This window comes from Treponema medium, assembly GCF_017161265.1.
GTDB classification, from domain to species: Bacteria; Spirochaetota; Spirochaetia; order Treponematales; family Treponemataceae; genus Treponema; species Treponema medium.
Genome location: NZ_CP031393.1, coordinates 892,370 through 911,567, shown reverse-complemented (window position 1 = coordinate 911,567; position 19,198 = coordinate 892,370). Strand labels below are relative to the sequence as shown.

General features: G+C 43.2%; 17 protein-coding genes and 1 pseudogene. 6 read left to right on the top strand and 12 right to left on the bottom strand.

The features are described 5' to 3' along the window. The first annotated feature begins 16 nt into the window (after positions 1-16). The 4 genes from DWB79_RS04145 (at position 17) to DWB79_RS04130 (ending at position 3,114) form a co-directional block, all read left to right on the top strand. Positions 17-670: an HAD-IA family hydrolase gene (locus DWB79_RS04145; protein WP_016522788.1), complete on the top strand. Its 654-nt coding sequence runs from the start codon at positions 17-19 to the stop codon at positions 668-670. A gap of 135 nt (positions 671-805) precedes the next feature. Beyond that, a complete protein-coding gene (locus tag DWB79_RS04140; protein WP_016522787.1) occupies positions 806-1,675 on the top strand; it encodes a 1-acyl-sn-glycerol-3-phosphate acyltransferase in 870 nt (289 codons plus the stop codon). Positions 1,676-1,759: 84 nt separating this feature from the next. Further along, the gene (gene rpsU, locus DWB79_RS04135) at positions 1,760-1,969 is read left to right on the top strand and encodes a 30S ribosomal protein S21 (protein WP_006188264.1); all 210 of its coding nucleotides are present in this window, start codon (positions 1,760-1,762) and stop codon (positions 1,967-1,969) included. A 488-nt stretch (positions 1,970-2,457) separates the two neighbouring features. Beyond that, on the top strand, positions 2,458-3,114 hold the full coding sequence (locus DWB79_RS04130; RefSeq protein ID WP_016522786.1) for an MBL fold metallo-hydrolase: 657 nt from the start codon (positions 2,458-2,460) through the stop codon (positions 3,112-3,114). A gap of 322 nt (positions 3,115-3,436) precedes the next feature. Here DWB79_RS04130 and pbp4b read toward each other — a convergent pair whose 3' ends face one another. From pbp4b to DWB79_RS04075, 11 genes and pseudogenes are all read right to left on the bottom strand, one after another. Continuing rightward, positions 3,437-5,419: a penicillin binding protein PBP4B gene (gene pbp4b, locus DWB79_RS04125; RefSeq protein ID WP_016522785.1), complete on the bottom strand. Its 1,983-nt coding sequence runs from the start codon at positions 5,417-5,419 to the stop codon at positions 3,437-3,439. Continuing rightward, entirely contained in the window at positions 5,394-6,434 is a 1,041-nt protein-coding gene (locus tag DWB79_RS04120) for an SPOR domain-containing protein (protein ID WP_252722499.1), read from the bottom strand. The genes pbp4b and DWB79_RS04120 overlap by 26 nt, the downstream gene beginning before the upstream one ends. Positions 6,435-6,489: 55 nt before the next feature. Beyond that, positions 6,490-6,819: a hypothetical protein gene (locus tag DWB79_RS04115; RefSeq protein WP_016522783.1), complete on the bottom strand. Its 330-nt coding sequence runs from the start codon at positions 6,817-6,819 to the stop codon at positions 6,490-6,492. A gap of 20 nt (positions 6,820-6,839) precedes the next feature. Further along, the gene (miaB, locus tag DWB79_RS04110) at positions 6,840-8,210 is read right to left on the bottom strand and encodes a tRNA (N6-isopentenyl adenosine(37)-C2)-methylthiotransferase MiaB (protein ID WP_040859029.1); all 1,371 of its coding nucleotides are present in this window, start codon (positions 8,208-8,210) and stop codon (positions 6,840-6,842) included. A 91-nt stretch (positions 8,211-8,301) separates the two neighbouring features. Continuing rightward, positions 8,302-9,765, bottom strand: a complete 1,464-nt coding sequence (locus DWB79_RS04105; RefSeq protein ID WP_016522781.1) for a D-alanyl-D-alanine carboxypeptidase family protein — start codon at positions 9,763-9,765, stop codon at positions 8,302-8,304. 43 nt (positions 9,766-9,808) lie between these two features. Continuing rightward, complete coding sequence (locus DWB79_RS04100) at positions 9,809-10,711, bottom strand: M23 family metallopeptidase (protein WP_016522780.1); 903 nt, start codon at positions 10,709-10,711, stop codon at positions 9,809-9,811. A 406-nt stretch (positions 10,712-11,117) separates the two neighbouring features. Beyond that, positions 11,118-11,385 (bottom strand): annotated as a pseudogene (locus DWB79_RS04095) (AAA family ATPase); the annotation flags it as partial. A 93-nt stretch (positions 11,386-11,478) separates the two neighbouring features. Continuing rightward, a complete protein-coding gene (locus DWB79_RS04090) occupies positions 11,479-12,045 on the bottom strand; it encodes a hypothetical protein (RefSeq protein ID WP_016522778.1) in 567 nt (188 codons plus the stop codon). 153 nt (positions 12,046-12,198) lie between these two features. After that, entirely contained in the window at positions 12,199-14,319 is a 2,121-nt protein-coding gene (locus DWB79_RS04085; RefSeq protein WP_252722498.1) for an Lcl C-terminal domain-containing protein, read from the bottom strand. 437 nt (positions 14,320-14,756) lie between these two features. Continuing rightward, positions 14,757-15,344 (bottom strand): CDP-diacylglycerol--glycerol-3-phosphate 3-phosphatidyltransferase, encoded by a 588-nt coding sequence (pgsA, locus tag DWB79_RS04080; RefSeq protein ID WP_016522776.1) that lies wholly within the window; start codon positions 15,342-15,344, stop codon positions 14,757-14,759. A 433-nt stretch (positions 15,345-15,777) separates the two neighbouring features. Continuing rightward, positions 15,778-16,542 carry a BamJ family beta-barrel-assembly machinery protein gene (locus DWB79_RS04075; RefSeq protein ID WP_016522775.1) on the bottom strand — a complete coding sequence of 255 codons (765 nt, stop codon included), beginning with the start codon at positions 16,540-16,542 and terminating at the stop codon, positions 15,778-15,780. 91 nt (positions 16,543-16,633) lie between these two features. On the opposite strand from DWB79_RS04075, the gene DWB79_RS04070 reads away from it, so the two are divergent. Next, on the top strand, positions 16,634-17,068 hold the full coding sequence (locus DWB79_RS04070; RefSeq protein WP_016522774.1) for a hypothetical protein: 435 nt from the start codon (positions 16,634-16,636) through the stop codon (positions 17,066-17,068). A gap of 227 nt (positions 17,069-17,295) precedes the next feature. Continuing rightward, positions 17,296-18,216 (top strand): helix-turn-helix transcriptional regulator, encoded by a 921-nt coding sequence (locus tag DWB79_RS04065; protein WP_040859412.1) that lies wholly within the window; start codon positions 17,296-17,298, stop codon positions 18,214-18,216. A gap of 11 nt (positions 18,217-18,227) precedes the next feature. Here DWB79_RS04065 and DWB79_RS04060 read toward each other — a convergent pair whose 3' ends face one another. Continuing rightward, positions 18,228-19,169: a hypothetical protein gene (locus tag DWB79_RS04060; RefSeq protein WP_016522772.1), complete on the bottom strand. Its 942-nt coding sequence runs from the start codon at positions 19,167-19,169 to the stop codon at positions 18,228-18,230. Between the last annotated feature and the right edge of the window lie 29 nt (positions 19,170-19,198).

Sequence of the window (19,198 nt, the reverse complement as noted above, 5' to 3'; positions counted from 1 at the left end):
CTATACTGCAACAGAGATGATAGGGCATTTACTTTTCGACATTGATAATACACTCTACTCTGCATCGAATCTGATGGAACGGAGAATCTCTGAACGGATGTTTCAATTTATTGCCAATTTTTTATCGGTTCCGTTGGAAGAGGCTATCAGACTGCAGCGTGCGCGGCGGCACAACTACGGCACTACGCTCGAATGGCTTGAGTGTGAATATCATTTTAACGACAGAGACACTTATTTTGAAGCAGTACATCCCGCTTCGGAGATTTCAGAATTACAGCCTGATCCCAATTTACGAGACTTTCTCATTTCGTTACAAATGCCGATGACGGTTTTGACCAATGCACCAATGGCACACGCCGAACGGGTTTTGAACTTCTTTAATATCAGCGACTTATTCCTCGGTATTTTTGATATTTCCTACAACCAAGGGAAAGGAAAACCGCAGCCGGATGCTTTTATCAAACCGCTTGCCGCTGTACATAAAACGGTTGAGGAAACATTGTTTTTGGATGATTGCCCCGCTTATGTTCAAGGCTTTGTTCAAATCGGCGGGCAGAGCGTACTAATCGACGAAAAGGAACGATGTACGGATTTTACCAAAACGTCCGGAATTCCTTCGATTAAATCGATTTACGAACTACCGCCGTTGCTGGAACGCCTTTCCGTATAGGAGGATATTATCGGCCGGTAATATCCGGTCTTTTTTAGATCAACATATATGCACGTTCTCACTTCGTTGCAAACGTGTGTAAAAAATCAATCGAAAGTTGATACTTTCTTCTTAACTTTTTATTGGAGGAAAAAAATGGACGGTCTTGTACTAAAAAACATGCTTGAAGAACTCAGGCCGCTATTTGAGCAGTATGCAAGCAAAGATAATGTTATCACCGAGGAAAATGTACATAAAATGGAAAATCCTCAGATTCGAACAATCTTAGAATCTGCTGTAAAAAAACTTTTGTTAGACGGCTCAAAACTATATCCTGAAAAACACATTGCTGAATTTTTACAAGCAATTAAAGCAGGAAAGAAGGGTATTATCCTTTCCGAACACTACAGCAACCTCGATTTACCGATTTTCTTATATTTAATGGAACAAACAGGGGCGGCGGGAGAAGAGCTTGCTCATCGCTCTATCGCAATGGCAGGGATGAAACTTACCGAAGAAGACCCGCTGATAGCAGCTCTTACCGAAGGCTATGAACGCATTGTCATTTATCCAAGCAGAACGCTCGCCGGTATTACCGACCCCGTACAGCTGGAGGAAGAGAAAAAACGGAGCCGCAGCATCAATATTGCTTCGATGCGGACATTGGAAGAAGTGCGAAAAGAAGGAAAAGCCGTTATCGTATATCCGGCAGGAACCCGCTACCGCCCGGGAAAGCCCGAAACAAAACGAGGTGTCCGCGAAATCGACTCATACATCCGAACCTCCGATGTAATGATGCTGGTGTCTATTAACGGTAACTGTTTACGCATTTCGGATGATCCCTCCAATATGCTTGGCGACATTGTTTGCCAAGATAAGGTTGTAATGGAAATAAGCCCGGTTATTGACTGCACCGAATTCCGTGAGCGAGCCAAGCAACGCTGTCGTGAAGGAGATGACAAAAAGCAAGCCGTCGTCGATCTTGTCATGGAAGAGCTTGAAATTATGCACAACCGAAACGCATAATTGGCGTTACTTGACAGAAAGATATAAAATCATTATTGTATAAAGAGATACTAAGGATATAATCCATTGGAGGTGATTCTGTAAGTGGCAAGTATCGTTATCGATGATTCCGAAAACCTTGAAAAAGCGATTAAGCGTTTTAAGCGACAAGTTGAAAAAGAGGGAATTATCCGCGAGTGGAAAAAGCGCGAATACTATGAAAAGCCGTCTACTATTTTAAATAGAAAGAAGAAAGCTCTTCAGCGCAAATTAATGAAAAAAAACCGCAAGTCGTATGATTCAAAATCATACTAATTTTTAACAATCAACAGCAAAGCCGATTCATCGATTTTTTAATCTTATTTATACTGAATTGATAATCGGCTTTGTAATCCTCCTGCAAAAAATTTTAAACAAAATTTTTTGTATTTTTTTACAGATTTTCCGTAAGCCTTTTGAAATAGACGGTATAGATACCTTGCCAGCAAATGTACATCCGTGCACATTTGCTGGCGACGAGTTTTTGCAAAGCAAAAACGTCGCTGATGTATGGATCCACGGACATCCCTGTCCGTTCTGATACGTTGAGGATTTGCAGTAGCGGCATGGATGCCGCGCGTATTAAGCAGAAACAAGTTTGACACCGGTCAAACTTGTGTTCAGCGAAGTACACGGACGTACTTCGCTGAACGAGCGACGTCGCAGATGTGCCGTATATTTCAAAAGGACCCAATATTGTTTTAATCCATAAAATCGCCTATACTATTCTCAACCATCTTCAAAGCTTGTAAAAGGACTTTATCATGGAATATTCAATAGAAAAGTTTGAAACCGGCTACCTTATGGTCAATACGTGGGTATTCCCGTTGAGCAAAGAAAGCGCTGCCATAATCGATCCGGGCGGATTGAGCCCCGAATTATCCCAGTATCTATATAAACTTAATCCTACGCATCTTGAAATTATGCTGACACACGGACACTTTGACCATGTCGGTGGCTTGCCTGCTCTCGTACGAAAGTATCCCGATTATCGCTTGTGGATTCACGAAAATGATGCCGCATACCTCGGAAAAGCCGGTATGGAAATCCATTTAAAAAGTTTTGGGCCACTCCATGTTCAAAAACTGATAGAGCCGTTGGAAAAAAATCCGCTTCCGGAACCGACAGATTTTTATAAAGAAGGAGACAGCGTAAACGGCTTTACCGTGCTGCATACACCCGGTCATACACAAGGCTCTGTTTGCTTGTGGAACGAAGAAGCCGGTATTCTTTTTAGTGGGGATACCCTTTTCTACGGATCCCGCGGCAGAACCGATTTGCTTGGCGGTAATGAGATGCAGATATGCCAGTCGCTCAAGCGGCTTTTTACCGAACTGCCGGAAAATACACACGTTTATCCGGGACACGGCTCAAATACGACGATTGAATTTGAAAAGAAATATCAGGGTGCGTACGTGTAAACGCATCAGATCCCTTTTGAAAACAGGCGGGCATCTACTTCGTTATTTCACAAAAATTAGTCCTCGACGTGCAAAAAGCACGCCTGCGGGTAATTTTTGCTCATGCCTCGTATCTGCCTCACCTCTTTTCAAAAGGCTAACGGAAAAATTATTTTTAACCATTAGCCCCCATTATTCTGCGCTTTTTATCTATTCTGTCTGATGCATTTACCCTTCTCGTGAAAAAATTGTACGAAATTTTTGACAAAATTTCGTACAAAGGCAAGCAATCGCTTAACACGTTTCGGATGCGATTGCTCTTAGTGTAAAGGCGCTTCCGTTTCTATAGCCGGCCGTCAACAATTTTGAGAATCTGTGCAGCCTTCTCAGTCTTGAGAAATTTTCGCAAGCCGGCAGACTTTCGAGCGCGTTGTTTTACGATTTTCATAATTGCCGCAAGATCATTGATATAGCCTTGGTTGTTAAAGGCTGAAATTTGCCGCAGCATTTCATATTTCTTTTCGGCAAGTTCGATGAGCATACTCTCCAGCTGCGCTTGCGTCGGCTGACGAAACGCCTCGTAAATAAGTGCCGTGATCGCCCCATACCGCTTTGCCAAATAATAATCGCCCTCGAATCGGCTGTTACGGGTGTTATGCGCCGGAACCGTATTTTTTGCATTGGTTAATAAAATGATGATAAGATGTTCGACAGGATCGATAATGGTAAGCGTTCCCGTCCAGCCGGTATGCCCGAAGGTTCCGGCAGAGGCAAAGGGCGAAAAAGCCCAACTGTATTCCTGCACTCCCTGCCGCCGCCAACCGAACCCGATGCTTGAAACAAGAGACTGTTGCGCCGTAAAATATCCTGCAACGGACGGATCGAAAAACCGTTTGACACCATATCCTCCGTTATTCAGCATTACTTGAGCAAGCACTGCAATACTTTCCGCATTTGCAAACAACCCCGCATGCCCACTGATCTCTTCCATTGCCGTATACGCTTCAGAGTCATGTACAGTTCCATGAATGAGTTCCGTGATTTGTGTACTATCAATAGCATCTTGAGTGCGCGGTTTTGCACGAATTTCCGTTGCAGCAATCTCATCGAGTGTAAAACCCTGCCGGAGCGGTGTAAAACAAATTCTATCCAAACCAAGCGGGCGGTAAAAATTGTCGGCAACATATTCCGCCAGCCCCACCCCCGTTACCTTTTCGATAATATAGGTAAGCAGCATATAGTTGATATCCGAATAGATCATTGTCGTCCGAGGTTGATACACAAACGGAGTTTCCATAATCAAGTCAAAGGTATGCTCACGATAGCTTTTTTTTGAAACATTTTTAAGTTTCTTAATTTTCTGCGAATACGCCCTTCCGGCGGGAAATCCCGATTGATGAGTAAGAAGATCAAAGATCGTAATATCGGCTTTGCCTTTTATTTTACTTTTCTTAGTATCAACAAATTGCGGAAAAAAATGGTGAACGGTATCAGTGAGCGCAAGGCGCCGTTCGGAAATCAGTTTTTGAACGGCAAAATTAACTGCATACATCTTTGTATTGCTTGCAAGATCAAATAAAGTCTTTTCCGTTACAGGAATCACTTCGTCAAGCGGATTGCCTGCGCTGTCAACCCTACTGATGGTGCCGTAAGCGCTGTTCTTAATCATCATGCCGTCTTTAATAATGACAAGTTGAGCGCCGGGAAACCCCACCTCCATTTCTGCAGTCAGCAGCTGATCCACTATTTCAAGCGTTTCGGTTGAATACGGTGCATCTTTCTGTTGTTTTTTTAAAGCCTCCTGCGAATTGGAAAGCGGCAGAATAACAGGGTAGGGTATCTTTACCTGTAATGAAGGTTGTTCTTGTGCCGTACCGTTTCCGGCAGGAGTAAGCGCCGCAATATAGAGCATATTTCTACCGTTTTGAATATACGGCGATGCATCAAAGCACATCGGTTTATCCGTACAAAGAGATTTTGTCGGAATTTTTCGGTTATTGATGTACAAATCAAAAGAAGCAAGTCCATGCGCCCAAAAATAAATACGAGCCTGTCCTTTATACGCGGTAAAGGCAAGATAGTTATTCGGTAAAATAGAATCATCGTATTCCTTCATCGGGATCGGAAATATCTGTTCCGCTTGCATTTGTGCATCGGCAGAAAATACCGCTTCGATCATTTCGGCAGTATCGGTAGGCAACAAGCTGTCGTATTTATGGGCAGAGGCAGAAGCGCATCCCAAAAGGATCAACAGAAAATACGAAATAACAACCGATACAGCAAACGGCCAAAGGAAAAATCTATGGGAAAATCGGAAAGGCTTCATATCCGGCATCCTTTAACCGGAGCCCCATATCTCCGGCAGCGTTCTCTTTAACAAGTACGGCAAAATAAACAGTACCGCTGGGACGCGTTTCTTCTTTTATAATGGGAGTAAAATGTTTTTTTTGCAAATCGGCGGCAAGCGCTTCCGCATATTTTTTTGTCTTATAAAATCCAAGCTGATAATAGGAAGGCTTAGCCTGTGTTTCGGAAACCGCTGCCGGTTTTGAGGATTGAGTAGAAGCTGCCTCTGCTTTTGATGCAGCGCTCGATTGTACTGAAGCTTTTGTCGTTTCCGATGAGGTTCTTGCTTTAGAGGATGTGCTTGTTTTAGAAGCTGAACTGCCGGCAGCCGGTTGCTGAGCAAGTCCGCTTCTCGGCATTAAGTACCAAAAAGTTGACGGTTGCACTGTAACGGTTCCATTGACGGCCGCCGCTTCCATACCGGCAGGGTACTCTTTCAGCAGCCGCTGCTTTGCATCCTCATCACCGTTGACCCACCAGAGTGTAAACAGCAATGCAGGATGATATTCCGAAAAAGCTTTTTTCTTCGTATAGGCGGTGATAAGCGGTACCGCCCGATCAGCCCTGTCTTCGGCGAGCAGTCTCCACGTGTCATACACTGCGGCTCTCCGGTAATAAGGATCTTCGTCGCTCACCGGTAACGCGGCAGCAATTTCACTTAACAGGCTACGGGCAGAATCCATGCTGCCGCCGCAGAGCAACACACGAACCGCATCCAATAAAAGCGCAGTCTTTTGATCGGTAGTAACGAACTCAGCCGCCCGCCGGTAACAGTCCGCCGCATTGGAATAATTCCCGTTATGCTGTTCATAATCTGCCAACAGCATCAGCGCTTGAACTTTTGCCTGCGCATTCGGGAGTGTTGCCAAATTCTTTTCAAAGACCTGCCGAACAGCCGCATCTGTCTTTTGTGCAAAGGCTTTTTGCGCTAAAGTCTGGACACTAGGCTGTAAAGCCGATTCTGCAAAGCCTTCCACACCGGCATGTATTATCATCGCTCCGACGATAATAATAAAAGAAAAATATATTTTTCTGAATCCGGAACAGAAATCACACATCCTGCTTTGCCGTCCCGTTCTCTTCGGAATGTTTCTTTTTCCCGAACCAACGGCGTTTTTCAGGTTTTAATTCAACTTTTTCAACATCATGGTACAAAGCCGCTTGCTTTTCAGCCTTCTTCATTTTATGACGACTGCTGATAAGAAAGGGCAAAACCGCAATATTCCCAAACAAAAATGCAAACAACATACTTAAAAAAATCGGCACATCTTTGAATACGTAAAAAATTACGGAAATATCACAATGATTTGATAGATTAAACCCCATAAACAGCGCAAGCATCAGTATTACAAGAATAAAATACAATAACTTTCCCGGCATTATATCCTCCCGTAGAATCCCTACATGACAGGGACAGCCCTAAACGTTTTCCCTTTTATGGATTGTAATTGAACTTTCATAAAATGTCCAATATGTTTCGGATCACACTTTTCCGCAAGCACAGTCATCTCCCCCTGTTCGGTATGTCCGAACAATTCATCGGGATTATTTCTCGACTGCGATTCAACCAACATCATAACAGTTGAACCAACCCGTTGCTGCATTTTAAGATCGGTAATACGTTGCTGTAAATCGATAACCTGTTGCAGCCGGTTAATCCGCTCGACATCGGGAATCCGGTCAGGGAAATCGTATGCTTTTGTCCCTTCACGCGGGTTATAATGATACATAAAAGCCGAATCAAACTGCACCGTCCTCATCAACTCGAGCGTTTTTTCAAAGTCTGGCTGTGTTTCTCCCGGAAACCCGATTAAAATATCGGTTGTCAGTACAATATCCGGTATCCGTTTACGGAGCTTTTCAACAATAGTAAGGTATTGCTCAACAGTATACCGTCGGTTCATTCGCGCAAGAATTTCGTTGGAGCCGTTTTGTACCGGTAAATGCAGCGATTTACATATCCGCGGATCCGTCGCCATTACCTCAATCAACTCATCCGATAAATCTTTCGGATGACTTGAAATAAAGCGTATCCATTTAATAACGTCCTGTTCGGCACACGTCGCTGAAACCGCACGAAGCAAAGACGGAAAACTCACCGCTGCTCCCGTGGCAGGGTCAACTCCGTGATATGAATTAACATTCTGCCCCAACAGCGTAATTTCCCGTACATTCTTTCCGCTTAAAAACCGAATCTCATCCAAAATGCTTCCAACCGGACGGGAAATTTCCCTCCCGCGGATATACGGCACAATGCAATACGTACAAAAATTATTACAGCCGTTCATAATCGGAACAAAGCTTTGAAAAGCCCCTTCGGTATACGAACATTTGGAAAAATGATAGCGCTGTTCATTGCTGGACTGTGGGTTAAGCGCTGTCAGCTCAGCGATACCTTCCTTTGTGCCGGCCCAAAGCGTTTCCCTTTCCACCGCATCGAAGATTGCCGTAAATTGATCCCGTTCAAACATCCCGACGACATAATCAAGTAGTGGGAATTTTTCCTTTATCTGATCATGTAACCGCTGTGCCATACAGCCCATTAAGACAATCGTAAAATTCTGCTTCTTTTTCATCGCAGAAAAAAGACCGAGCCGCCCGAATACGCGGGTTTCGGCGGTTATCCGCACCGAACAGGTATTCACAATCAGCAAATTGCAGTGCTGTATATCTTCGGCTGCCTCCCAGCCGCGTTCCCGCAAGAGCTGTTCCAATGCCGCAGATTCGGCAAAGTTCATTTGACATCCATACGTTTCAATAAAGTATTTCAAAATATGTATTCCTAAAATTATCTATAAAATAAATAAGGCAGCTCTCAACACTGAGTTTTTTAGCGATGCCTAATATAAAAAGTTTTCCACCTTACCGACGATTTAAAAAGCGATGCAATTTTAATGCAAGATTATCATATTTCCAACGGAGGACGCTCCCTTTTTCAAGGGTTTTGTTTGCAATAAGCGGAAATTCGGCAAGCACCAGCGGTTTCCCCTCATCTTCCGTAAAGAATTGCACCTTTCCGATTTTTTGTCCTGCTGCAATGGGAGCGGCGAGCGCACCGGGCACGAGTACACGCGAATGAATTTCTGCGGTATTCGGTACGGTTTCGCCTGACTTCGCATCGGAAAACGGAACGGTAAAAGCCCCGTTATTTCCGCCCGGATCATCCGGCAACGGCAGCAGCGCCGTTTTGTTAGCCTGTTCTTTTGCCCCGACAACGGGAATAGCTGGTATATCCAACGGAAAGTTCTGTGCATATCTTGTGGAAAAGTGAGCAAACGCCCACTCCATCAATGTGCTACCGTTTTCTTCCCGTAGCGCCTTCCCTTCCGCCATACTTTTACCGGCGCCGCCTAAAATAATCGCAATAAACCGGACACCGTTCCGCTGTGCGGTAAGCGCAATATTAAAACCGGACTCATAAATAAACCCTGTCTTAATGCCGTCGCAGCCGTCCAGTTTACCCAACAGCGTATTCGTCGCCGGCTGACGGATAATTGCTTGCGGTTTCAGCATATTATGCGGCTGCGGATAGCTAAGTTCTCGCAGCGAGTGAAACTGCGCAAGGTGATCGGGATATTTTCGTACATACACTGCACAAAAACGGGCAAAATCACGGGCGGTTGTGCGGTTATATTCGCTCAAACCGTTTGCATCTTCAAAGTGTGTATTTTGCAAGCCGAGCGCCGCGACGGCTTCATTCATCTGCCGAACAAAGGTCTCCACAGAGCCTGCCGTATGAATTGCAAGCGCCACCGCCGCGTCATTACCGGAAACAACCGCCATACCCCTCATCAGCTCTTCAACGGTTACTCGCTGATTTTTTCCTAAAAACATTAGCGATGACCCCGGCGGAATATTTACCGCCCACGATTCTGCAGGCGGCATAATAGTGTCAGTCAGGCTGATTTCTCCCCGCTCAACAGCCAGCATCACGGTGTACATCGCAACCAATTTTGTTAATGAGGCAGGAGGAATACTTTGATCGGGATTTTTTTCGAATAAAAGAGCTCCGCTCGCAGCGTCCATCACAACAGCGGAACGAGCGCTTATTGCAGCCGGTTGCGGAATACCTTGCGTACAAGGTGCAAGATGTAATAAAGGAGGAGTGTGAAAAGATCTGCGAGCTTCATTTCCGAGGAAATCACGAGCAGCGGTTATATCTGCGCCGAAAGCTGCGTCCTGTCGAGCTTGTTCCCCCGGCAGGATAGTCAGTAATTGCGCACCGCGGATATACAGCGCAATACCCGAAGCGACAATCCAACCGGCCGCTACGGCAACGGCTATGAGAATATAAAAACCGATTCTATGGGATTTTGTATTGATCATCTGTCAATTATTATGAAAGCTGCAATCGTTTTATAGCGTGACGCTAATTTAATAGACCGGCAGGGTTAAGCGTTGCTCCGTTTCGATAAACGGTAAAATGAAGGTGCGGCCCCGTACTCATTCCAGTGTTTCCAACTGTCCCAATCTTTGAAGACACGGAAACAAAACTACCTTTGGAAGTAAGGATCGTATTAAGGTGTCCGTACAGCGTCTGGTATCCCGAATGATGGCGAATCATCACATAATTTCCATATACCGTGCTGTATCCGGTCGCGATAACTTGTCCGTTCAATGCCGCATAAACGGCAGTACCCTTAGGAGCGGCCATATCCATACCGTTATGGAAACTCCGCTGACCGTTCAGGAACGGATTATCACGCCAGCCGTAACGGGAAGTGATATAATAACTGCTATGCAGCGGTCTTCGGAAAAGGTCTCCGTTGATTTCCTGCAAGGTAGCCCAATCGAGTTTGGCATCAGGTAAAAAGATAACGGAAGCTGTTTCTATCGTATTATCGGTGAGCGTATTTATTGTTGCGAGTTTTTCCAAGGAGATTTTGTATTTATCGGCAATAGCTTCGGGCGTATCGCCTTTTTTTACCGTATAGGAAATACCGTCTATCGACGGAATCTTTAATATCTGTCCGATTTGCAATGTCCGCGTATTTTTGAGTTTATTAAGGCTGATAATCGCATCCTGACTTACCCCATATTCGGCAGCGATGGTGCCAACTATATCACCTTGTTTAACCGAATATGCCCGATAATACAAGGACTGAGGAGTAGAAGACGCCTCATGTTCTTCCGGTAGTTCAGCAGGTAGAGAGGTGCCGCCTCCCACACCATGGTCGAAAGCGTCATTTTTGCCGCTATCGGACGACCATAAAACGAGGAATACTGAAGCGAAACATATAATACCAAAAATAAAAATACGCGTTACTTTCATTGTAATAATGGGAACCTCTAAAAACTGCAAGCCTATCGGCTTGTTCTGCAAGGAATAATTATCGTATCCGCTAACGCGGATTGCGAATCCGTTTTTAGAGGTTTTCCTTAGATTTAATTTGCGATATTTTTGTTTAAGTTATTATATCATAAAGACTTAAACAAAAACTCGTCGGTCATCTCTAAAAATCTAACCGAGTTTTTAGAGATGACCTAATCACTTAGGCCTATTAGTATAATTATACCACGTATTGGGAAAAAATCAAGGGAACTTTTGCAAATAGATGGACAGAGAAGAGAGATGGTATCCCCCTTGCCTAAGCGGAACCGGTTAGGCAAAATAGATTAAGCAAAAATACTACCAAGGAGATACCATCGCAATGGATTATTACGCATCTTACAAAAACAGCGGTTCTCTTTTCTTGTACAGCTTGCTCCTCTTCCGCTTTTTCAATAGAGAGATCTTTGAACAGCTCTTTTTGCCCGAGAAAATATGCTGCTAAGGTTGAAAGAAAGAAACTTTTACCGAAACGGCGCGGACGGCTGAGAAAATAAACACGACCGCCTTGTACTAATCGGAAAAGATAGTCAGTTTTATCTATCATAGAGATAATGGTCATTCTGTAATACTTTAAAACTCTGTACGCCAATCGGCAGTCTGCGTGGAAAGCTCATACTAATAGTATAACAGCATTTAATGCTTTCTGCCATTTTGCCACATCAAAGACCGGCTATTCGTTACTGTTTTATTCGCTACACCAATAACGCTTAGTTATTCTGTGCTTCCTCCTCCGTAAATCCCCGCTTATAGATAATTTTGCCATCCTCGATAAAGCGCCAGATTTTTTCTTTACCGCTTGCCCAAAGCTTAAAATCTTCCCTAAAGATACGGTCTATATCCGATTCCTTTTGGGGAGCAAAGTGTAGTGTTTCACTATAGTATTGTTCCACACTTTTTTGCCATTTCGATCGGTCAATACGTTCATAATACTGAGCAAGCGCTTCCGAATTTTGCGAATCATAAATGACTTTATAATACAGCGGATTAATTAAAAAGCAAATTTTGCTTTCGTAGCTGTAAGCATTATATTTTGATTTATTCCATTCATATTTATTTGACAGGATATCTTCTCTGCTTCTCCAGATATCTTCATAAAACACCTGTCGGTCTACCTTTTTGACGGTACGGCTGACATGCCAATCTTTTCCAATCTGTTCTACGCAGTTTTTAAACAAATCTTTGTCGTTCTTTGCGATTGCATCTAACAGCTTTTTTCTAAACATATACTTTAACGCAACATTTAACTCTTCGTCCAAACAAATACCCATAGCCATAAAAACTCCTTTTATATCGTTCCCACCCTATACGGAGCGGTTCGTAAGCGGGTTCTTAGGGCAGAGCCCTAAGTCGCCGTTTTTCTTTAGATGGGGTCGTAGGGGAAGACTTTTCTTTTTATCGAAAAAAAAGAAAAGTCTTCCCCTAACCGGTTAGAGACCTGCCAGACAACAAACACGATTATAATTGAACTTGACGTACTTGAAGTCCACACTGCCATTGTAGAAATGGACTAGCCACGCGTCCTTACTATTGAGAGAAGCAAACAGCGACGACGACCAATACCATGAGTTACCGAAACTTGAATCGGCATAGGAGCTTTCCAGACCGTGTATTTTTGCAAGGCTCTCATTGATTACCTCACGGTTCCTATACACCCCGCACAGCTCCGCAAGGCTGGGCATATACCATGCAAAGTTTGTACCGCCCAGCTTGTCTGCATACGCTGCATTATACTGATTCACCCAATGGAAGGCAGGATAGTTTTCCGCTGCATTTACCGTCCCTTCAGGGTCAATGCCGCATATATAATCCCAGTTATCGCTTCCGTCAATGTCCCCGGTAAAGGTCTCCGTTGAGGCATTGCTTCCTTGGGGTGTACAGATTATACCTTTAAACATCGTATTATAACCGGTACTTCCATCCTTTGCCCATTTTAAACCTGACGGGCTTCTATGGAGGGCGATACCCAGAGCTGCTCCATATCGGTCCACTCTGCAGATAATCGCGACGGGAGGATTGTTTGAGTCTATCGCGGTATACTCATCTTTGGATTTAAGCGTTTTATCCGCAAGCACGATTTTCCCCGGTGTCCAGCCGGTGTAGTCTTTGACGGAAAAGGTTCCTGCTATGCTTGCACTTCCGCAAGTTACTGTAACCGTGTAGTTGTCCGCTGTTCCCGGTATGGTAAGGCCCACTTTCAGCGTAGCATTGTCTATAATCGTAATCGCCGAGCTATCGGTGATTAAAGCTGTTGCGCAGCTTACCGAAAAATCCGATGCACTAATTCCCGGCGCTTTAAAATTCGCTCCCTTCACGACCGCCATTACAGCGGCATCTTCTTTAGAAATACCCGCATTGGGAATCGTAAACGAGGTGAATTTCGGGCTGCCGTACACTTGGATAGCCGGATGGGTTACGGTATTTGTATAGTAGGAAGAACCGTCATAATATAATGTTTGAATAACTCCGCCGAACAACACTTTCGCGGTAAACACTCCTTCTTCCGATGGGACGGGAATATCTGCCGTAAGCGTTGTAAGCTCGCGTCCCGTATGCGACGTATCAATCGGCGCCGCGCTTCCGTAAGCGGCTCCATTACTGTCATAGAGCTGTACGGTGATGCCGCCTGCAATATCGAGATTGATGCCTTCGATCGTGATTTGCGTTTTACTCGAAGACGTTACCTCGCTTGAAGCTATCTGTGTTACGCTCAATTTGGGCTGGGTGGTAAGACGCGCTTCTTTGGAGATGACAAAGGTTTCGGTTACGCTTTGATATGTTCCGCACAGTTTTACCTTTACCGTGTATACTGCTCCTTCTACAGTCGCTTCGTATGAAGAAAGGTGCGGAGCGGTAAGCATTACCGTTGCCTTATTGTTCGGGGCATCTACCGTAGCGCTTTGAAGGCTGCCTACCAGCGTGCTTTGAAGAGCGTTGTCTTTAAAGATACCGGCTTTTACCGTCGGGTTGCTTTGACTTGCGATAAGGTCAAAATTGTTTCCTTTAAGCGTTGCCGTTATCGTGAGGTCGGTGTCGTTATAGACAAGGTGCGTACGGCTCAATTCGATGCCGGTCAGGGAAGGCCCCAGCGAAGCGGTAACGGATACCGAAGCCGGTTCGCTTTCGTTTCCGGCGTCATCCTTTGCAGAAACGGTAATAGCGTATGTACTTTCGTCCGCAGGGATGCCGGAAATTTCATAGCCGGTTTTGTCTTTTGTAAGCGGCACATCCGTTGCATCTCCGCCTCCTTTTTTCCAGCTCAAGGTAAGTCCGGCAAGATCACTGTCTGTAGGATTCGTCCATGTTACGATAATCTTTCCCGAAGTGTAGACCGCAGAAAGGCTTTTAACCTTTGCAGGCGGCTCTTTGTCGATGTTGGTAATCTCAATAATTTTAACTTCCCTTCTGCCCTCATTATCCTGAACACCCACGGAATACTTGCCGTTGTCGCTTACCTCAAAACTATTGCCGGTAATGGGCGTACCGCTCTCCAAAACATCCTTTGTATTAAATAATTCTTTTGGACATGACCAGCCGAAAAGCGCGGACAAACCGTCTATATACGAAAAAACGCACAAATGGGTAAAAAAGCCCGATTGTGCGTTTTATGTATCAATGAGGAAATAAATGTACTTTTTTACTTGTTGTGAAAAGAAGTTAGACTAGTCGAGTGTCGAGTGATTGTATTGCCGGTTATGGGTGTATCAAGCCCTTTGCGCATAGCAAACGTATCGAACTGTCCCCCGCAGAATAATAGACTGTAATTCTTGGATAAAAGCCTGCCGCCAGTCTTTTGCAAATAGCGGAGATAGATACAAAAAGCTCGGCAAAAAAGTACCACAGGTGTATCTTTGATAGGTTGAGGACATTTTTTTGCCGTACGATGCGGTAGCCGCTCCGTTATTTCAACAGGTTGCTGCGGTAATTCGATTTTGCAACTCAATATAAAAATTATTATAGGGCGAACTGTGCGAGAATGCAAGAACTTTTAGTGTACGACACGGATACTCTTCCTATATGATACAAGGTAGTCAATAAACGAGCCAATCGACAATAAGGCTGCGACCCAGTAAATACCTTTGTTAATAATAATCATCATATCGGTAACGGATTTTTCTGCAAGTGAAAATACAATAAGCAGTTCAATAAGCAGCGTAAAACCTTCGGCGAGGATATAACATACCGTTTTAGTCTTACCGCCTTTTTTCGCACTGATGGTAATACCGTTGCCCCGTGCAAGCATCCGTAAAAATAAAATATTTAACTCACGATATAAAATAATGATAAAAACAGGCAGCGGCACATAACCTGACAGCATAAACGCCAACAACACCGTCAGATTTGCAAATACATCCGCAAAAGGGTCGAATAACTTACCGAAATCGCTCACTTGCTTCAACTTACGGGCGTAGTATCCATCTAAAAAATCGGTAAACTCCATATAAATAAACAGCGGTATAAGAATAAGCATTACCGTTTGTTCCGATATGCCTACATAATGAGGAAGATAATAGATACAAATAAAAAGAGGGGCTGCAACCATTCTTGTTGCGGTAAAAAAATTTGCAATGTTCATAGTTTAAGTATCCAACATCGGTATAGCTTTGTCAAACCTTTCCTTTCAAAAATATGCGGACATCTCCTTCGTCGCATGGTGATGTCTCAAAAGTTGGTTACTTTTTCGACATCACCGCGAGTTTCGGCACAGTCAAAATATCGCTTCTGTTTAAACCAGAGGCATCCATTCCGCTACTGCAATAAATCCTCAACGTATCATTTTCGCCACGGATGGCGATGGTTCTAATCAGAAATGAGATTTGCGAAATGCAAATCTCACAGGTATAAAATGAACGAGGATGTACATTTTTTATCGTGCTTGCGGTTAATTTATTCTCGCGCCTTGGATATGCCTCACCTATTTTTAAAAGGCTAACGGAAAGGTTATAAAAAAAGCCGCCCGATACCAAATAACACCTGATATCGGGCGGCTTTTCTGTCATTTTTTATGCTTATTCTGCCGATTTTTCTGCTTCCGGCGGGAGAATTTCCAATAGTTCAACTTCGAAAATTAACGTTGAATTCGGCGGGATAACCTGCGGAACACCGCGTTCTCCATAAGCAATCTTAGAGGGGATATAAAGCTTATATTTTGAACCGACTTTCATCAGCTGCAAACCTTCCGTCCAACCGGGAATAACTGCGTTTAATGGAAACTCAACGGGATTTCCGCGGTCGTAGGAACTGTCAAAAACCGTACCGTCCAGCAAAGTCCCTTTATAATGCACTTTTACCGTATCAGTAATAAGCGGAATAGCACCGGTTCCTTCGGTCATAACCTCATATTGCAAACCGCTTTCGGTTGTCTTTACACCGTCATTTTTTGCATTTTTTTCCAGAAATTCTGTTTCTTTTGCCAAGTTTTCTGCCGCTTCTTTCTTATAAGCAGCTTCACTTGCCCGCTGTAATACCTTCTGTGCGGCAGTAATATCTACTTCCTTATTTTTTTCGACATCCTTTAAACCTTTTACCAATTCACCATAATCAACATCCAGCTTAAAGTCTTTAAGCGATGTGCCCATCATAACGCCGAATGCATAGCCGATTTCTTTTTTCGTCGGAGGAGGAAGTTCTTTTTCTTTCTCTGTTTTTGTTTCTTCGGCGTTGGCACCTTCTGCTTGAGCAGCAGCCTCGGATGCCGGTTGTTTTTTACAGCTTACTGTAAAAGAAAACACAAGAAGTGCCGCAGCAATAATAGATAGAATCTTTTTGTTCATTTTTCACATCCATAAATAATAAAATTAGGTTTTATGACGATACTAACAATGACTAAAAAAGTCAATGTTTTGCAGTAGAAATGGAGAAAAAATGCAGCTTATTATTGTTTGTATTATATATGCCCTTGCGCTTACCGTTCTCGGCTCAATTGCCGTCAAAACCTTTTTAAATATGAAGACAAAAAACGATCCGTTATACCGGCAATACTTTTTTACTGTGCTGATCTTCTTATTCCTCCTCGTTATATCTTTTATTGCAATTCTTCTAAAGTTGAAAAGAGATATATTTATCGGCGATGGCTCAGGCTCGGATATCCTTATAGGATATTCCGATAAAACCGGCTATGGTCTTATAGGATTTATCATCTTAATTATCCTTGGAATAGCAGCAATCGTCCTCTTTGATCGATACGTTCTTAAACGGAACTCAAAAACCGAGCAAGAATACCGCACACGCCGAAAATTAGCCGTCGCTGTTGTTATAATTATAATAGGAATAATTGCAGCGCTGAGATTGATTTGGTAATAAGCACGGTTTTATTCGTGCGGAGGGTTTAATACCCCGACGCTTGCGTCGGGGTTGTTGATTCGTACGGAGGATTTTATACCACCGTTTTTCTACCGCCACGGATGGCGGTGGCTCCATGCAGTAGCGGTGTTTTGGCATATCAACAACATCGCAGTCAAAACTATACACGGATGTATGGTTTTGACAAAGGCTCCGCGCAGAGGATGTCGATTGAAATTTTATCTATGAAACTGGAACGACTTCTTGAAATAATTATCTATTTATTAAATCATGAAAAAGTCTCTGCAAAATACTTAGCCGAGTATTTTAAGGTATCGGTGAGGACTATTCAGCGCGATATGGCGAGTATCGCCGAAGCCGGTATACCGGTATATACATTAGGCGGAAAGTACGGCGGTTATGCCGTTTTAGAACATTATAAAATAAAGAACCTCACCGTCAAAAACAGCGAACAGCAAATCATTGCCAATGCGTTGGAAAGCCTTGCAACGTCATACACAAACGAGAGCTTAAATTCTTTAATCAAAAAATACAATGCAATTATTGAAAAAGGAGACGGGCAAAAAGTCTTTTGGGATTTTAGCGTTACAAAAGAAAATAAAAAAGTACAAGATTTCAATCTACTGTTGGAAAAAGCGATAAGTGATAAAAAGTATATCGTATTCGATTACCGTAATTCAGAAGGAAAAAGTTCGCATATTTGTGCGGAACCGCTTGCCATTCATTACAAATGGTATGCGTGGTATTTGTTTACATACCTTAAAGAAACAAAAGAGTATCGAACTTTTAAAGTTGCACGGATTCAAACGCTTGCCATCTCAAAAGAAACTGCCGCTGCAAATCATGGCGATATACAGCAGAGGATGAGAGAAGCTGAACTTGCGTATTACAAGACCTGCATTGATATAGAAATCGTTTTTTCCGAAGCGGAAATTCCCCTCATCGAAGAGTATTTTCCCGACTCCGTTATCGAAACACTGCCGTCTCAAAAATATAAAACCCATATCCGTGTTCCTGCAAAAGAACGGTTGTGGAAGGCCTTACTCCTCAGCTTCGGGAATGCAGTTACCGTCGTATCTCCTAAAGATTATCAAACGGAACTTGTAAAAACAGCAAAAAGTTTTTTATCCAATTACGACATATAGCTGTTCCTTTTTTATTCCATCGCTCCGACAAGATAAAGATATTGAATTGGCAGCCCATATATTTCAGCTTCTTCAATATTTTCAACCTTGGGAAAATAGGTGTAGGTACGCCCGCCGATAAGTTCAATAATAATCATAAACTCAGGTTTGCTATCGGGTGCATTAGGATTTAAGCTGTAGGTTGCCTTTTTTATATCCTCCAGCCTATTCGGTGTAATGTAGCCAATGTTTTCAGTTTGTCCTGCAATAAGTTTACAAATGAATTGTTCAGCCCGTCCTTGGAACATATCCATACATTGGAATGCGATATATTCAGGTTTAATATACTGCAAACAAGAAGTCGCATCATGGGCATTAAGAGCGTTTACAAAACCGCTCAATAATATACTGTAAACATCTGCTTCATCATCGGTTTCTTTTAGTACATAGTCGCTAATGCGAACAAATTTTTCATTTTTCCACTTAAAAATCATACAATCAAGTTGGTTTATCATTACCGCAAGCGAAGTGTTGTCCCGCAGCGGATAAAAACGTATCAAATCATTCATACCTTGAAATGCAGGGCTTTTTTTGATCTGTTCTTTTATTGTTTTTATGCCGAAATCGTTCGTTTCGGAAATTTTGCCTTTATTGTAAAGATAAAAGACTTCAGAGTCGGCACCGTCGTAACTTACCAAAATAAGTTTTTTATCGCCTTTTACATCCCAATAACACATTTCGAAACCGTACTTGCTTTTAAGGCTCAAATACCGGTTTTTCTCATCGCAGACCTCAATGTACGAATCCCTGTTTGCCGTATCCAAGTTAAAATTATCAAAAACAGGCTTTAATGCTTTTTCAGGTAAGAGTTTAAAGAGCGTTTTGATCGTTACAGGTTCCTCTGCAAAAAGAGCGGAAGCTCCTGCAGTTAAAACGGCAAGAGTGAAAATAATCGATACAATTTTTCTATTCATATTGTGTTAACTCCATATTGCAAGCCTGA

What these genes read in the sequence shown, in the direction of transcription:
- DWB79_RS04145 (WP_016522788.1), top strand. Translation starts at nt 17, where the DNA reads ATGATAGGGCATTTACTTTTCGACATTGATAATACACTCTACTCTGCA.
- DWB79_RS04140 (WP_016522787.1), top strand. Translation starts at nt 806, where the DNA reads ATGGACGGTCTTGTACTAAAAAACATGCTTGAAGAACTCAGGCCGCTA.
- DWB79_RS04130 (WP_016522786.1), top strand. Translation starts at nt 2,458, where the DNA reads ATGGAATATTCAATAGAAAAGTTTGAAACCGGCTACCTTATGGTCAAT.
- pbp4b (WP_016522785.1), bottom strand. Translation starts at nt 5,419, where the DNA reads ATGAAGCCTTTCCGATTTTCCCATAGATTTTTCCTTTGGCCGTTTGCT.
- DWB79_RS04120 (WP_252722499.1), bottom strand. Translation starts at nt 6,434, where the DNA reads ATGATAATACATGCCGGTGTGGAAGGCTTTGCAGAATCGGCTTTACAG.
- DWB79_RS04115 (WP_016522783.1), bottom strand. Translation starts at nt 6,819, where the DNA reads ATGCCGGGAAAGTTATTGTATTTTATTCTTGTAATACTGATGCTTGCG.
- DWB79_RS04105 (WP_016522781.1), bottom strand. Translation starts at nt 9,765, where the DNA reads ATGATCAATACAAAATCCCATAGAATCGGTTTTTATATTCTCATAGCC.
- DWB79_RS04100 (WP_016522780.1), bottom strand. Translation starts at nt 10,711, where the DNA reads ATGAAAGTAACGCGTATTTTTATTTTTGGTATTATATGTTTCGCTTCA.
- DWB79_RS04090 (WP_016522778.1), bottom strand. Translation starts at nt 12,045, where the DNA reads ATGGCTATGGGTATTTGTTTGGACGAAGAGTTAAATGTTGCGTTAAAG.
- pgsA (WP_016522776.1), bottom strand. Translation starts at nt 15,344, where the DNA reads ATGAACATTGCAAATTTTTTTACCGCAACAAGAATGGTTGCAGCCCCT.
- DWB79_RS04075 (WP_016522775.1), bottom strand. Translation starts at nt 16,542, where the DNA reads ATGAACAAAAAGATTCTATCTATTATTGCTGCGGCACTTCTTGTGTTT.
- DWB79_RS04070 (WP_016522774.1), top strand. Translation starts at nt 16,634, where the DNA reads ATGCAGCTTATTATTGTTTGTATTATATATGCCCTTGCGCTTACCGTT.
- DWB79_RS04065 (WP_040859412.1), top strand. Translation starts at nt 17,296, where the DNA reads ATGAAACTGGAACGACTTCTTGAAATAATTATCTATTTATTAAATCAT.
- DWB79_RS04060 (WP_016522772.1), bottom strand. Translation starts at nt 19,169, where the DNA reads ATGAATAGAAAAATTGTATCGATTATTTTCACTCTTGCCGTTTTAACT.